Source organism: Mojavia sp., assembly GCF_059505145.1.
Map to the genome: position 1 here is coordinate 18,543 of NZ_JCACKA010000108.1, position 15,330 is coordinate 33,872.

The 15,330-nt window shown below is 44.7% G+C and carries 16 protein-coding genes and 1 pseudogene; 11 read left to right on the forward strand and 6 right to left on the reverse strand.

The features are described from left to right. Positions 1–157: 157 nt before the first annotated feature. Both AC5JL8_RS29460 and AC5JL8_RS29465 read right to left on the reverse strand, forming a co-directional pair. Positions 158–2,053 carry a relaxase/mobilization nuclease domain-containing protein gene (locus tag AC5JL8_RS29460; protein WP_495883228.1) on the reverse strand — a complete coding sequence of 632 codons (1,896 nt, stop codon included), beginning with the start codon at positions 2,051–2,053 and terminating at the stop codon, positions 158–160. Beyond that, positions 2,034–2,474: a plasmid mobilization protein gene (locus AC5JL8_RS29465; RefSeq protein WP_495883229.1), complete on the reverse strand. Its 441-nt coding sequence runs from the start codon at positions 2,472–2,474 to the stop codon at positions 2,034–2,036. The genes AC5JL8_RS29460 and AC5JL8_RS29465 overlap by 20 nt, the downstream gene beginning before the upstream one ends. A 699-nt stretch (positions 2,475–3,173) precedes the next feature. Between AC5JL8_RS29465 and AC5JL8_RS29470 the strand changes: the two genes are divergently transcribed. Both AC5JL8_RS29470 and AC5JL8_RS29475 read left to right on the forward strand, forming a co-directional pair. Beyond that, positions 3,174–3,452 (forward strand): hypothetical protein, encoded by a 279-nt coding sequence (locus tag AC5JL8_RS29470; RefSeq protein ID WP_495883230.1) that lies wholly within the window; start codon positions 3,174–3,176, stop codon positions 3,450–3,452. A 136-nt stretch (positions 3,453–3,588) separates the two neighbouring features. Next, on the forward strand, positions 3,589–4,404 hold the full coding sequence (locus AC5JL8_RS29475; RefSeq protein WP_495883231.1) for a class I SAM-dependent methyltransferase: 816 nt from the start codon (positions 3,589–3,591) through the stop codon (positions 4,402–4,404). 19 nt (positions 4,405–4,423) lie between these two features. On the opposite strand, the gene AC5JL8_RS29480 is transcribed toward AC5JL8_RS29475, so the two are convergent. Beyond that, positions 4,424–4,564 carry a hypothetical protein gene (locus tag AC5JL8_RS29480; protein WP_495883232.1) on the reverse strand — a complete coding sequence of 47 codons (141 nt, stop codon included), beginning with the start codon at positions 4,562–4,564 and terminating at the stop codon, positions 4,424–4,426. Between the two features lie 463 nt (positions 4,565–5,027). Between AC5JL8_RS29480 and AC5JL8_RS29485 the strand changes: the two genes are divergently transcribed. Beyond that, positions 5,028–5,585 (forward strand): hypothetical protein, encoded by a 558-nt coding sequence (locus tag AC5JL8_RS29485; protein WP_495883233.1) that lies wholly within the window; start codon positions 5,028–5,030, stop codon positions 5,583–5,585. A 473-nt stretch (positions 5,586–6,058) separates the two neighbouring features. Here the strand turns inward: AC5JL8_RS29485 and AC5JL8_RS29490 are convergent, their stop codons facing one another. The 3 genes from AC5JL8_RS29490 to AC5JL8_RS29500 all read right to left on the reverse strand — a co-directional run bounded on the left by AC5JL8_RS29490 (position 6,059) and on the right by AC5JL8_RS29500 (position 10,891). Beyond that, positions 6,059–9,598 carry a PriCT-2 domain-containing protein gene (locus AC5JL8_RS29490; RefSeq protein ID WP_495883234.1) on the reverse strand — a complete coding sequence of 1,180 codons (3,540 nt, stop codon included), beginning with the start codon at positions 9,596–9,598 and terminating at the stop codon, positions 6,059–6,061. A gap of 275 nt (positions 9,599–9,873) precedes the next feature. Then, positions 9,874–10,599, reverse strand: a complete 726-nt coding sequence (locus AC5JL8_RS29495; RefSeq protein WP_495883235.1) for a hypothetical protein — start codon at positions 10,597–10,599, stop codon at positions 9,874–9,876. A 127-nt stretch (positions 10,600–10,726) separates the two neighbouring features. Next, positions 10,727–10,891, reverse strand: a complete 165-nt coding sequence (locus AC5JL8_RS29500; RefSeq protein ID WP_190960295.1) for a plasmid partition protein ParG — start codon at positions 10,889–10,891, stop codon at positions 10,727–10,729. A 258-nt stretch (positions 10,892–11,149) separates the two neighbouring features. On the opposite strand from AC5JL8_RS29500, the gene AC5JL8_RS29505 reads away from it, so the two are divergent. The 8 genes and pseudogenes from AC5JL8_RS29505 to AC5JL8_RS29540 all read left to right on the forward strand — a co-directional run. Continuing rightward, positions 11,150–12,265 carry a ParM/StbA family protein gene (locus tag AC5JL8_RS29505; RefSeq protein ID WP_495883236.1) on the forward strand — a complete coding sequence of 372 codons (1,116 nt, stop codon included), beginning with the start codon at positions 11,150–11,152 and terminating at the stop codon, positions 12,263–12,265. Positions 12,266–12,268: 3 nt separating this feature from the next. Then, positions 12,269–12,520 carry a hypothetical protein gene (locus AC5JL8_RS29510; protein WP_495883237.1) on the forward strand — a complete coding sequence of 84 codons (252 nt, stop codon included), beginning with the start codon at positions 12,269–12,271 and terminating at the stop codon, positions 12,518–12,520. Continuing rightward, a complete protein-coding gene (locus AC5JL8_RS29515; protein ID WP_495883238.1) occupies positions 12,517–12,783 on the forward strand; it encodes a hypothetical protein in 267 nt (88 codons plus the stop codon). Before AC5JL8_RS29510 ends, AC5JL8_RS29515 begins: the two co-directional genes overlap by 4 nt. Before the next feature lie 8 nt (positions 12,784–12,791). Next, positions 12,792–12,989: a hypothetical protein gene (locus AC5JL8_RS29520; protein WP_495883239.1), complete on the forward strand. Its 198-nt coding sequence runs from the start codon at positions 12,792–12,794 to the stop codon at positions 12,987–12,989. Between the two features lie 82 nt (positions 12,990–13,071). Next, positions 13,072–13,467: a hypothetical protein gene (locus AC5JL8_RS29525; RefSeq protein WP_495883240.1), complete on the forward strand. Its 396-nt coding sequence runs from the start codon at positions 13,072–13,074 to the stop codon at positions 13,465–13,467. Next, on the forward strand, positions 13,467–14,072 hold the full coding sequence (locus AC5JL8_RS29530) for a hypothetical protein (RefSeq protein ID WP_495883241.1): 606 nt from the start codon (positions 13,467–13,469) through the stop codon (positions 14,070–14,072). Before AC5JL8_RS29525 ends, AC5JL8_RS29530 begins: the two co-directional genes overlap by 1 nt. Before the next feature lie 57 nt (positions 14,073–14,129). Further along, entirely contained in the window at positions 14,130–14,696 is a 567-nt protein-coding gene (locus AC5JL8_RS29535; protein ID WP_495883242.1) for a hypothetical protein, read from the forward strand. A gap of 2 nt (positions 14,697–14,698) precedes the next feature. Beyond that, positions 14,699–15,330: pseudogene (locus AC5JL8_RS29540) on the forward strand (hypothetical protein); the annotation flags it as partial.

Genomic DNA, 15,330 nt, shown 5'->3' on the forward strand with positions numbered 1-15,330 from the left:
AAAGCCAAGATTTAAGAACTCGTTGCGATGAGGCGGCAACGCGGAGTGGCTCTTGCGGGCTTGAGGATCTAGTCGGGCCAATCAGTAATCTTTCTGCCCGTAAGAGCCACCGACTCAGAGAGCGCAGCGGTCACGAGTTCGTCGGCTCAACATGAGACTACCGACTAAAACCCCTAGAGCGTTGCTTTTGCTCCACTATCTCTTGCTGCTGCTGTTGCTGTTCAATAAGAATCTCATTCCAAGTAAGCCCCGACGGTGCAATTCTTTTAGCCTGGGGTAACTTTTCCTGAACGACAAGAGATGTTTCATTTCCGAGATCATCGTTATTAAATGCCAGCCCAATTCTGCTGATATTTCTGAGGAGTTCTACTGGCAAGTTATCCGGGTCATCCACTGCCATGTACATTGTTCTCACTGGTGGTTGCCCTTTGTGTCCCTGAATGTCAATCTCTGCCAAGGACAGCGCATCAATGGGGGAAGAACACAAGAATACTCTCTCGATTTTATCCTCTGCCTCTCCACCCAATTTCAGATGAAACCAGCCCTCGGAGCGATCGCTGTCGAGATACTCCGTACAACGATTGTCTTGGCAATGGGTATCCCAAACCAGTGCGCCTGATTTAGAACCGTTCAGATCGCGTTTAATAAAAACAACATTTTCCTGCTGATCTATGTAACCTAACCCCTGGCGTTGTAATGGTTCTACAAGGTAATTGGAGATACCGCGTTTTTGAGTCAGGTAATACTGTAATACTCGCCTTTTACTCTCATCCTCTGGTGGTGGCGTAAATGGCAGGGCTGGGGGAGCAAGGTCAGCTGAGGAGGCTGGGGAAGAAACAGAGTAATTAAGAGATAATTCTTTCTCCAAGTGCTGCACCTCTTCCCCAGCTACCCCAGCTTTTATTCGTTCTTGCTGTTTATTAGATGCCAGTCGAAGGAGAGCGATTAGAACTAATGCTTTAGCTTCATCATGAGTCCATCCAGCGGGACTGGCTAGGAGAATTTCTTCTACTTTTTGGTCAGGCTGATTATCCAACAATGCTAAAAGTGCAATTTCTTTGTCTCGGTCAGTCACCAATAAGGAATGCAAGTCAGCACTGTAATACTTGTATAACTCGGCTATATGGTTTGGGGTTAGCTTTGGTTGATCTGTGGTTGGAATTTGAGCTTTATTATGAGCGATTGCATTTATAAGTGGTTCGCTCTCCACTGCTTGCCCGACAGGATTGTTTAACAGATGCTCAATCCGGGCATCATCACGTTCTGGTTGGTAGTCAATTCCTCGATGTTTCTGCAATCCTGGGAAGGTATAAGCTGCACCCAACTGAGAACCACTGAAAGCAATTCCATCTTTTTCATAAGAAATTCCTTTCGACTTCCCATTTCTGGTAAATCCTGCCCTCACGCTGATGCCTGCCGACTGCAACCGCATAATGAGTAAAGGCATTTGAGGATTGTCAACTCTGGCACTGTCAATTGTCTGCTGAATCTGCTCTTTAATGGTGCGCTCTGGTGGGGTATCGCGCTTACCCGATGAATATTCTTCTTGCTCTCTTATTATGCGCCTGATTTGTCCCGTGCTGGGTGTGCGATTTAGTTTTTCTCTACTGCCCTGCACTTGCACTAAATCATAGTCCTGCTCAATTTGTCGCAGAACTTTTTCAGAGCGAACATAATCCCAGGAATCATGCACTACTAGCCCTGTATCCATCCTGATCCGGCTGGCTGCAATGTGGATGTGGTCGTCGTCGGTGTTGTGGTGGCGAAAAATGACAAACTGATTGGCATCAAAGCCCATTTCCTTCATGTAGCGATCGCCAATTTCACACCACTTTTCATCATCTAATTTATCGCCCTTGGCTGTTGACAATGAGACATGATAAACAACTCGGTCTGCATCTGAATTCAATTGTCGAGATAGCTTAAACTCTCGCGCCAATTCTCGCGCATTTCTCCCGCTCATGTTGCCGCCGATTAGTTGGGCGTCTTCGCGCTCTGCTAAATAATCCAACAGCTTGCGAAAACCTCTGCCCTTAGTCTGCTTCCCAATCATCTTCGTCTTCTTCCGAGTCGTCATCATCAACATCATTAGAGGCAATGTCTCGTCTGCACTGATGCAGCAGTTCTAAAAGTTCTCTTAAAAGTTCTGGGTTTGCTGGTGGAGTGCGCCCCATTTTTATGGATGTGTTGGTTGCCTTGACAAGTTGATTAAGGTTGTTCCCGATTTGTCCTAATTCCCAATATGTTTGCAAGCTAATTTTACTCAGTCGTTTGGGTAATGGACGCATCAACGCATTGCGTCTCATTAGTTCACTCGCTGACATTCCCGCATCCTGTGATTTCATCCGAATCATTTCCAGTTCGATGTCGCTCAATCTAACTGGAAAAATATGCTTTCGGATTAGAGCTTTAGACTGCTTGCGGTTCGCCATAATTCGAGAAGATTGAGGGACATTGCGAGGGGGGTTTTTCAAGGGGGGGTTTCCCCACTTGAACCAGTCTGCCGTTCGAGCGCAGCGAGACAAAGCGTAAGCTTTGAGGCATGGCTGGCTTCAAGCCCATTTTGGGGGGAGGCGACAAGACGGGCGGGGGCAGGGGACGGCTCCCGCCGTGCTGCTGTCAATCCTACAACGGTAAGAGGGATATATCAACGGCTCCCGCCGGAATTTAAGAAAATCAAGCAGGAGGTAGATTCTGGTTCGGCGTAGCCGCAGCAGAAGAGGTAAATACGGCGTAGCCGCTATATGAAAATTCTAGATTCAGTTCCTGCTGTAATAGTTAGAGTATCTGGTGTTAGATTGAATAAAAATATCAGCGAAGCTGTCACAGAAAAAATAGTTCAGCGAAGCTGTAATACGAAAGGATAATTCGGCGTAGCCGTAACAGTCGATTTTTTTAAGCATTAGGTTAGTTAAAAATAACGGCGTAGCCACCACAGAAAAAGGGCGATTCGCCGTAGCCGCAATAGTCAAATTTTTTTTAGGATTTTGAGTCAGATTTTTTCAAATAGTCGATAATTATCAATTAATTGGTATTCATGAGATAAACATGAGTGAACAGAAGAATTCAGAAGTGATTACGAAAGAGAAGATTGATAAGGCCATCAATCTGCTAAAGGAACAGAAGCCAATTCATAGCGAGAAGACATATCGGACAGAGACGCTGTTCGCAAGATGCGGAGATATATTGAGAAGCTGACTTCTGACAAGTACGGCTACACTTACGATGAAGTTTCAGAGATGCTGAAAGGTCTGGGGATTAATTTGACTGGTAGCAGAATTAAATATTTAGTAGGTGAATTGAAGAAAAGCAGCCGTCGCCGTCAGAAAACATCTGAGAACGGCAGTAGTACATCAGTTCAGGAGGCTACTGAAAATCAGTCAGCAGTTGTTGAAAGCAGCGAAGCTGAAGAAGCACTTGTAAAGGACACAACGGACAAGAGGAAAAAATAACAGCCAGTAGCACAGGAGCAGTAGGATAAATCAGAACTAACTAGTAAACCAAACAGGTTCGCTTTTGTATCAAGCTTTTACAGTGATGATGAAATCTAAGCAACTAGCTATTTCAGACAAGGAGTAATTGCAATCAATGATTAACAGAGACGAGGCAATAGAGAAGACAAAAACAATTTTTAATACTGCTTCTGATTATTTTGATGCTCCGGCTTTATCTTTCTGGAATCGCTTTGGACAACAAACCATTGAACGGCTCTCGCTGAGAAAAGGTGATCAGGTTTTGGATGTTTGTTGTGGAACTGGTGCTTCTGCGATTCCAGCAGCAGTAAGTGTAGGCTCTAATGGAAAGGTTTTAGGGATAGATATTGCCGAATCTCTGCTTGAACTAGCACGAAATAAGTCACAACTTCAAGGTCTTAATAATATCGAGTTTCGCTCTGGGGATTTTGAAAATTTAGGTTTAAAATCCGAAAGCTTTGATGCAGTTGTTTGTGTTTTTGGGATTTTCTTTGTTCCAGATATGGTTACAGCAGTAAAAGAACTTTGGCGGATGGTTCGTCCTGGCGGAAAACTAGCTATTACCTCTTGGGGGAAGAAGGTATTTGAACCTGCTAATCAAATATTCTGGGATGCAATTCAGGCTGAACGCCCGGATTTGTATAAGAAATTTACGCCGTGGGAGCGAATTGCCGAGCCTGCTTCACTGCAAGCACTACTAGTTGCAGGCGGGGCGACACAGGTTGAGGTTTTTGCAGAAGCAGGAACTCATGAACTGGCTTGTGCAGAAGATTGGTGGACAATGGCTTTGGGTGGGGGATTCAGAGGTACAATCGACCAACTTGATTTAGCCGCAAGAGAACGTGTTAAACAAGCAAATTTAGAATACCTGCGGACTAATAACGTTCATTCACTGTCAGTAGATGTCTTGTATGCCATAGCGCACAAATAATTGTAGTGACAAAAGAGGGTTATGCAGCTAAATCTGACTCGTTCAACTGCTGCAACCAATGAGTAATTCTTGCTCTCTGAGGTGGGCAAACTTTAATGCTGGCAACCCGTAGTGCTTGGCGAGGTAAGATTTCTCGCAAATCCGCATTCCATAGAGGCATCTTTACAAGCCTCCAAGCACTCGCAAATGTAGTCTACCGATTCCAGATATAACCATTCTTTTGTCGCCTCTAGGGGGCTTCTTGGGCGTTTCATAGGGTTGCTTGACTCTATTTCAATATCTTATGGCTAGACCGCAAATTTTAGCAAAAAAGCTAGATTCAGCACAGTATAAGCGTTTGAGACAATTAGCATTACTAGTGCTGCTAGTTTAATGTGTTTCACTGCATTGGCACATTGCTAGCACATTGTTTTGCAGTATTAATAATGTGCCAGTAATGCGTTCTTATGTTGTGAGAATTTATTAATGCCGTAAATAACAGTATTGAACAACGCTATGGCACAGCACTTAACAGCACTTGGTACATTACTAATAAGGAAGAGTGCAGTACAGGCAATGCTGAAGTAAAGCATTCCACTGTACACGCACATTGCACACACATTGAAAAGCAGTGAAGGCAATGTATGGATGAAGCTGATAGCAAGAGCGTACAAGTCACAGCCTATTTACCAAAGGATGTGCATGAGCTACTCAAAGGCTGGATGGACGAAAATTACCAGCGTTCAGTCTCCTCTGCTGTGTCGCTGATTATTGAACACTTTCTGAAACAAGATGGCCGCCCTTTGGGAGATACCGACCTTGGCCCCAGAGTTGCGGCACTAGAACAAGAAAATCTCGCGCCTCGGCTTGCCCTGCTAGAACAGCAGATGCGGCAACTGAGGGAAGCACTCATCGCAGCTGGAGCTATTAGCCTTGCTAGTGGCGTTGAGGAACATATAGCAGAGAACACCAGCATTGAGGGCAGTAAGTTTCTCTACTCGGTCAAGGAAGCCAGTCTGGGATTGAGTAAAACCGAAATCATGCGCCGCTTAGACTTGACACCTACCACCCTCAAGCGGCTGGCTGAGACTGAAAGGATGACAGAGGAGAAATATTTGGCTAAAGTGACTGGCTGGCAGTTGGGGGCTGGTGAGCGTCCGAAGTTTTTCCCGCCGCAGTCAAGCGAACAAGGGCAAGGTTAAATTTTGGTTGGTTGAGTGCGGCACAGTACTAAGCTTTGGCAGTAAGTTTTTTCGGAGCCGGGAATGCTTGAAAAACCGTCACTTTTCCGGTGAATACTGCTCTTGCACATAGGCTTAACATGAGAGTGCAGTAATATTTATGCACTTTTAATGTGGAACACGGTACTAGCACATTGTTAATGCCGTAGAAAGCATTAATTTTTATGCGTCATTAATGTGGAATACCTGATTAACACGTTGTTAATGCCGCATTTAGCAGTATTTTTAATGCACTAATCAGGTGAAGTACTGTAAAAGCACGTTGCTCATACTGTATAAAGCAGTAATTTTAATGTACTCATGCTGTACAGAGCGTCAATGCGACGTTTCAAGGCATACTGAACGGGACGCTCACTCAATGATTAAGTACCTAATCATGAAGGAGAGCATCTTTTATTACTGATAGGTCAGTAGAAATTAAAAACCGATAAATTTTAGAGTGTCGCTATCGGGTTAGTTACGGTTTGCATCGGGGCAAAGTCTGAGTAAACTTCAACGGGCAGACAACGCAAGATAATCATCAGCAAGTCAGCCTTAACTTGAGGGTTGCAATGATACACAATTCGCCGCAACGCAGTAGGAGTAAGGACTGTGGCGACTTCAGCAATGTGTTTTAAGGCATCTTCAGGCGATGATTCCGATTCAGTAATCAGCGTGGGGAAGTATTCATGGGCAAACCACCTTTCCTCATCGCTGAGTTCTGTCAAATTTTTATTACTATCGCTATAAAGACTATCTAATAGCAGTAGTAATATTTTTTTGAATCTACGCCACCCTCCCCAACGCTGTGTAAATCGACTTACCCAAGCTTGGGAGATGTCTAAGATTTTGGCTATCGCCTGTTGGCCAATTTTTTGGTGCGACTGCCAAAGCTGGGTGAAAGTGTTAACTATGGCGTGTCCGGTCTGCTGGTCGCGGCTACCAGCTTCAATGCAGAATTCACAGGCATCAACAACTTCTAATTGCACCCCTGGCAGTTCCGCGAGGAGGAAACTGAGGTCATAATCAGCGCAGAAGTAGAATGTTAGCTTCTCTCCTGGGCGACGGTGGGCGCGTAGTCGGCCAATCTCTTGAATAATTTCAGCCCTCACCAACTGGATAAGATACTCTTGAAAAGTGCTGTTCTTATCTTCAAGGTTGACCTTAAAACCAGTCATCACCTGAAAATGTGCTGCCAACGTGCCGATATTTTGGTAGGGAATGCCAAAAGAAGCGATTGCGTCAGCGTCACTGAAGCGATTAACCCCACGACCATCGACAAAGTGGCCGTACTCAATCCGGTCAACGGCCTCTTGTGCCACTTGTTTCCACTCAATGATGCCCAAACGCTTGTGGAGTTTAAGCAAGGTTTCCTTGAGGGCGTTAACACGGGCAGTTAAGGAACGGGAGCGATTCTTGGAGAGTTTACCCAGCCCAGTGACGTTGACTACTGTTAAATTGCTGTAGTCAGGGCGTGACTGCTCGATTAGAAGCAGGGGTTCTTGGTAATTAAGCTTGACTTTCAACTGCTCAGGTGTGGTAGTAGCATCAAGGTAGATATTAAATTGGGCAGAATTAGCCAAATCTTGATACTTGGTATTAGGGCGGTAAATGCTCACCACACCCCATTTACAAGCCAAAAAACCTTCACCCTTCCAAGCTCCGAGGAAGTCAGGCAACCAGTACAAAGGCAACTCTAGAAAATCTCTACCCGCAAGTTTTGCGCTGTCCTTAACTAGCTTCTTGGCAGCAAAACGGGCGGCGGCACTTTTTTTAAGTTGTTGATCCGCTTGGATATCGAGAGAATCTAAATCAGCGAGAAAATCCAAATTAGGCTCTACTAGCTCCTGAATCCCTTCAACATCTAAATCTTGGGGGAATTCGGGTAAAAATGTCCTTAATGCCGCATCATCAAAGCCATAGCGAGAATCGGGCTGAATATCTTGGGTGAGCAATGAGCGCATTGCTTGTAAAACTGGCTGGAGTTTTGACCATTGCTCAGGCGGTAAACCAGTAGCCAGTTGCCCTACAGTAGTATCAAAATCTTTTAACTTGACTTGAATTTCTCGCACAGGCTGAATGAGCGTACCCGCTTCTTCCCAAATGCGACCTACTGTAAAAGGAATACCTGCCGCGTTAGTTAAATTAACTGGGGTAGAGTCAGGATGCGCCCTAATTTGGGAGAAATTTTGAATTGCACTGCGTTTGAGATAGCGGAAGCCGAAACCATTACCATGAGCAAAACGGCACTGGTTTTGGAGGGGACAACCGTTACAGATAGGGCTAACAGAGCTTTCTTCAAAATCTAAACTGTTAAAATTCTTATCACGAAATCCTTCAAATAAATAACTTCTGTGACAATTGCCAATGGTATCGGGAATTTCACCCACTTTTGGGCGCAATTGAAACGGCTCACCCATTGGCGTGGTGCGGGTGGGGTCGATTTTTAAGCCATTGTGCCGCACTGGTAAATCAACAAAGTTAGTCTCGATGGGGAGTGTTGAGGGGTTGCGGTGGTTGGCATCCTGGTAAATTAGTTTTTCAATCCCGAAAAGTGCGGCGGTGAGTTGACCAGCATTGTGAGACTTGCCCAAACCAGGATGAGAATTATCCAAAATCTCTTTCCAGCCCTTAGAGATGGCTTCCACCCATGCTGCAATATGCTCCTCTGGTTGGCAGTCAATATAGAGATTGCCTTCACCTGTAAATTCGCTCCTGTGTGGGATATTGCCACGCTGGTAGACAATGACCTGCCTTACTGCGGCTGTAGTTTCGAGTTCTGGCTTTTGTAGGGGTGGTGCTGAAAATCCTTTAGCACCTGAAACAAACGGGGCGAGCGCTTGCTTTAATAAATTCTTGAAGCTGGTCAAATCTTCTCTAATTTGCCCCAGTTCCCACTGCTCACGGCTAATCAGCCCTTGGTCACGTTGATACGGTTCGTACTGCCGTTGTGGGAAGCGAAAGCCGTACTGCTTGGCGATGTGAAACAGTGTTCCAATGCTGATCCCCGCACGTCGGAAACTGCGAATCTTGGCGCGAATGTTCCAGGTTGAACCAGGAATAGAGGGCGACCACTTCTCGGCAATGATTTCGGCATCCGTTGGCCCATAGTGATTTACTAAAGCCATCAGGATTTGGCGGCACTCGTCGTAATTGCCACTGCCAGGGCTACGTGGTGGAATGAATGATAGTGCAAGGTGTATCAGCTGCTCAGTGTCCCAGCCTTCAACGTCGGAGATTTCACGGAATTGTTTACGGCGTGATTCAATTTCAGTAATGCGCTGCTGGTATTCTTCCCTTTCCTGAAGCGCGATCGCAATTGCTGAACTTACCCACTCTGCTGGTAGTGTTGCTTCGGGGTTGACTATGAGGAATTCTGCTTCTGTATTGCCGTAGAATACACGGCTGGCATCCTTACAAGCCGGGTCATGCGGCAACTGCTGCATGAGAAAACGTGTACAAGCTTCTACCGTATCAGCACCCTCAACATATTGGGGCAGAGGGAAAATCAACCGGAATTTATGCCAGTCAAGTTTATGGCTGGCAGTGGTGTACATTAAAGCGCAATGTTTTTGAATGAAGGGATGGGCTAACGCTTCTTCAATGGTTAGTTGTGGAGTGTAAACCTTGATGGAATTCCCGTTTTCATCCTTAATTGGTTTACCCTCTGCATCACGGGCGACATCAGAGTTATCGATGTCAAGTAGTAGCCACTGAGAACCTATGACATTAGCCTTACTGCGCCATTTTCCACCTAACAAGCCAGCACAAACGGCGTGACCTGCTTTGATGTGTTGCCTGACATCTTCTAGAGTGCCTTCGGTATCTTGGAAGTTGGCAGCCAGCTTTTTAAAATCCCAGTCTTTATTAGAGCCTGTGGCATTAAACGCAAACTTGATAAAAACAAGCTCTTGTTCTGCTCCTAATGCTTCAGCGCATTCGTTACTTAATTGTTGATGCTGAAGCGAGTTATTAAATTGTGGTAATAGTGACATTTAGCTATTCCTCCTTGATGTGTGGTGGAGGAATTGGAGCTATCCTTTGGCAGTAATCTTAAAATACAAACTTTCAGAAATCTAAGCACAAAATTACTTAAAATTCCTGAATTACTTTTTGTCGCTGGGTGTGCAGTGTAACAAGGGCTTAACACTCCAATCATGTAAGATAAGATTACTATTAGGGATATTAATCCGGCGGTTCAAACCAGATACCCCAATTCCATTTGAAAGCCTCGCTGTCCTACCGGGACGCGGGGTTTTCAGTTTTTAGTCTATTCGTACTTGGCTAACCAAGCCTTGATAAACTCGGTAACTTCCTCCTGTTGAATTACAAATGCAGTCCCTTTTCTTCTGAGAGCTAGAATTCTCATACTTCCAACTTCAGAATAAAGGTGTGAATTATGATCATCGGCCGCTTTGGTGGGAGGCCATAAGACCAAAACTTTTGCTGAGGGTGTTTTCGTAGCTTCTCTTGAGGACATCCCAAACAAGTCTCTGTTCTTGCTCAACCACTTCTCGTAATCTGCCAATTCTAGTAGTGGGCAAGGATTCCAAACTTTTAGTCCATGCTTGTCTTTCCTCTTAAGCTGCAAAACCTCTCTGGCTTCGTTGTAGACAACCTCCTTATCTCCTATTGAGCGAATTGAAATAAATAGATGAACTTTTCGCTCAAATCTAACAAACAAGTCGATAGGGTTCTTGTCTTCTACTTTTAGCACTGGAAAAACTTGTATTCCTTCACTTTTAAACTCATCCAAGAGTGAAGCTGTTAATTTTTCTAACCGTGCCAGTTTTTGAGTTGCTACTAACGGCTTGTAAGCTAATCCAAAAAGTAACCAGCCTAACGGATGAACTATACCACCTGTAGCCAGCGCAGCACTACTAGCCGCTAGTGCAACAGTGGATTCATAGTCTTTCGCCTCCCTAAGCATCTCTAACGCCGCTTCATTGTGCGGCGGGAGTTGAAAATCCGTAGGTGGGTCTTTCACGGTAGTCATTGGCGACATCAAAAATTAATTTAGTGAAATTAGCACTTACTGTACTGATACTAATGCTTGACACTGCATTTTTGAATTAGATAGTCATTTATCAGATTCTTTATCCAGTGCTAATAGGAATAATTTCCTACTTTTCTTCAGACTTTATCCAATTCAGAATTAATTCTCTTGCTTGTTGGCTCATAGACGTTTTATTACGAGCGCAAGCTATTTTAAACTGCGTTCGCTCATCATCTGACAAGAAAACAACAAGTTTTACGGTTTTATCTCCTGTTTCTTCAGAGTTACCCATTTCATATATTGCTGTACTTCGCTCAATTATGGCATTGAGTTAAATTACAGCAAATAACCTACATAGGTAAATTGCTATAACTTACCTATGTAGGTTAATATAACATCATCAAGCCAAAAGCAGCCACCCAACAAAGGCAATAGAAGCCAGAAAGTGATGTTTAGGCTTACCAAGAACTGGATGTTTGGATTTAAGGCTATTTAGCCGCTAAATTCTTCAAACCCAGAATAAATAAGACTTTTACCAACCATCAGAACCATGACAACCACATACGCCAATGCCACAAATTGGTTAGTTCAAGCAGAAGTGCTTGCCAATTCTGGGCTAACTGCCCTAATTGCAGGTAAAGACCCCGGTGCTGGGTATGGCAAGGCAATATACGGTGATTTTTCTGTCACGATGCCATCTGCATACTCACTTGTTCGCAATCGCAACATTCGCCACCACGAAACCATATCGAAAGATGGCGCATGGGTGCATTACGTCGAAGGGAAGCGTTTGGACTTAAAAGACACGCAATTTTTTTGGGGAACTGCGGCGATCGCCCAAAGCGACCACACCCTACTGCACGAAGACAAAGCCAAAAAAGCAGAACTGGCATTAGAAAGCATCCTTGCAGACTTAGCAGTTCTGAATATTCCAGATGGAATGAAATTAGAAATTAGTTTGAGTAACCACAACCCACAACGCTGGGCTGAAGAAATTAAACGCAGAGTACAAGGTACTCATACCTTCCAGCACAAGCACCCCGTCAATCGTTCTGTTGTTACCAAAACAGTCGAAATCGTAGTCACAGGCATTTATCCAGAAGGGTTTGGCAGCATTGCCTACTGCTTATTTGGTGAATCAACCCTAACCCTTGAAGAATCAGAGATTGCCATCGCCCTTGATATCGGTTCCTCAACTTGGTTAGGCACAGTTTTTAACGGCAACGGAGCAGTTATAGCCCAACATTTGATTGAAGGTGGATGTGGACAACTGCACTCAATGATTGCAGAAGCACTAGATAAAAGAAACGACCCAATAAGCTTGATTAATAAGGATGTAAAACACTCACCCACATTAGTTAACCGAGGGATTAAAGATGGCACTTTTACTTATGGAGGTAATCACCTTACAGGTAAGAATTTTGAAATTGAATATGCCCAATGTCTAGATGAATGGTGGTCTAATCGCATTGAGAAATTCGCCAACTTTGTAACGAATGGCAACTACCTAGATAGAGCGAAATATCTTGTTGCTTGGGGTGGTGGTGTTTCCCTGCCAGTAGTGGATCAAAATCTATCTGAATTCGGATTTGTGGTTTTAGAAAATCCGCAATTCATCAATGCTTTCGGTTTAAAGCTATTAACAGAAATATCCACAGGAGCTTAATTAATGAATTACGAATCTCGGCGTATAACCATCTCGTATTTAGCAGTTTATGAACTGTGCCAGATGTTCAATATTCCTCACGATGCCCCAACACAAGCCCTATCAGCAGCAGTAGAAAAGCTCATTTTTCAAGGTGGTATTGGTGTACAGACTCCTCCAAAAACTCAAAATTCTCCATCTACACCAACAACAATTCAACCGAATAAGACCGGACTAGCTTCTATGGCTTCTCAGTTCAAGGGAGTAGCTTCATGAACAACTTAAATAGGGTCTATGATTCAACCCTACTAACCAATTCCAAGGTTTATCAGATTGACCGAACACTGTACCAATATCTATTTAAAACAGGGACAATCCAGCATCCAAAATATCACTTTCGCCCTCTGGCTGGGCAACGAAAGAAGGCTGATTTATTGCTCAATCACAAAGCTTTAACTACTCGCTGTTATGAGGTTTCAGGAATGAGTACCAATGCTTCGGTCATCAGTCAAGAATCACTGCAATTATCAATTTTCTGAGGTGAATTATGAACACTCAATCACTACCAGAATTGATTGCACAAGCCCAACAATTAGTAACCCAAATACGGCAGCATCCACAATATCAAAGGTTGCAGATGGATTGTGATGTAACCCTTGGGGATGTCAGGCAATTTTTCAATAATCTGCAATGGTCAGCCACAGCTTCAACTGTTGATGTTTCAAGGGAAGGCTTTTTTCAGTGATGGGGAGAGCGATCACAATGATTGGCCGTCGGTGCAATCGCCCTCTAGTTGCAAAAGTACAACACACAAGGATTGTAACAAGATGAATAACTCCAATCTATTTTTCGCTGCATTAAACGCACTAACTAACAATGGATGCCCCTTAGATTTGGCACGAACAGCAGCTTTTATTGTGGCCAACGATGACCCATTCCAACCCGATTTAGGCAGAACACCACAGCAACAGCAAATCATTCAAGAAGCACTGCCATACTTGCCTACCGGAATTTATGACCAATTTCAAACCATCGATGAAACGCCAAACCCTCTCACACATGGGCAATTCTTAGGGAATTTTGGGGGAGAACTGCCAGACGAAACCATTTGGAGACTGGCAGAGGGCGATTCTACAGCATTGAATGATATTACTAATGACGCAACTAAAGACAGAGCCAGCAGCATCTTTACCAGACTTAATGAGTTGGGAGTATGGGAGTAATGAACCGGACAGTCAAACTAAAACTAGATGCACCCATCACCTACGCTGCCTTGCATTCCCTTTCGGGAATTAGCCAAGAAACAGTATTTCAAGCCCTCGACGGTAACCCATCAGCAGCTGCAACTGTGGCAGATTTTAGAATCAAGCAAACCCAACGCGCCCAGAATGCCAAAGCGGTATTCGGCAACCTATCACAAGGTTTACAGGCAACTGAAACTGTCATGGCAGAAGAAACCAAGTTTCTCACTGAGGCTGGTGCAAGCATCAACAAAATGGCTGATGGTTGGTCAAAAGTCAGAGTCAGCGATGCGCGTTTGGGGTACGGCTTAGAACAGAAGGTTATCGCCTCTGACAACCAATTAGGCCAAGAACAGTTTCGGCACTCTAGGACACTCAACCTACTTGGCGAATCGCACCGTGCAGCACTGAAGGGTATTGAGATTGACTCAACTAAAGCCAAAACTCAACTCTGGCAGCAGGTAAACGATAAAAAATCCGACTTGACCCCAGCTGACAAAGCACGGGAGACATTGCGGGACATCCACAGACATGGATCGGCAGCAATGCGAGGAGTAAGAGGGTTCTTTAGACGGTTGATTGACTAACAAGTGAATAACCCCCAGGTTAAAAAACCTGGGGTTAGCCATAATGAAGTGTTTCTTATGCTAACCAAAAATCAAAACCAATCACCCATCTATTTTGATGCAGAGATTGTAGACGAGCGTACACAGCATATAAACGGCGAACAATACGACAGCGAAAAGGTGCAAGAACAGATCGCCCAAACCGATGGCGGTGTGGCTGTACTTCGTGGCATTGCTCAGGGTTCGTTCCTGGTAGGTTTTCAAGTCACATCAACGCAATCGCTGTATCTAGCTCTTAGTGTTGGGCTGTTTCCCGCAGTCGTGGCAGGTTTACCCGTTGGGCTTTCTGTTGCTGCCACACTCTGCTATTTGCGTTTTGAGAATAGTGTGATTCCCCAGATTGCCGACCGTCAAAAGTTTGGGCTTGGGGTAACTCGTACCCTTATGCTGGCTGCTAGTTCGTGGAAGTTAACTACAGATGCCCAACAGATGGACTTCGTAGCCCGTAGCAGTTTTATAGGAGTTACCCAACAGGTTAAGCAGTATGAGGGGATTGAGTCACCAAAACAAACTAATTTCCCTTTCATTCTCGGTTTTACCGCAGTAGTGGCAGTCATTCTAGCTTTCTATTGGCGTAAGAGATGACTATGGACACCAAACCATCTCAACTAAATCAACGCTCATACAGCTTACCACCGCGTCTAAATCTGGCAATCATGGCATCAATAACTGGCGCGGTGATTTGTGGCATTGCTGCCCACGTTGGCGACGGCATATCGAAACGGGAACTATGCTTTTACCCACAGTCAGCCAGAATCCATGATGCACCGATAGAGGCTGGCGTTGGCAACCCTGATAAATTGCTTCTGGGTAAAAAGTATTGTAGGTACGACCAGCGTACGCTTATCCCAGAGCCTTACCTCAAGGCTAACCAGTACCGCACCAGCAACCCGAACTACAACCCTTGGGCATTCCTTCAGCACGATAGCCTGTACCTCTATCGAGAACTGCCTGCTGACAACCCGTTTAAGATTTACCTTGGATTAGGGGCAATGGTGTTAGGGGCAATAGGTTTGTGGGCCACCTCTAAGGCAAGGGATTATCTAAGCGATATCAGACCTCACTACCGAGCTACTAAACTCTTTGTTGGGGTCAAGGCTAACTACTCTGTGAAACTGGGTGAGCAGTTGCTTGAGCTATCTGGTAACGAGTTACTTAAATACTTGCGTGGTATCAAAATCGCTGAGGCCAGACAGCAGTTTATCGCCAGCATTACCCC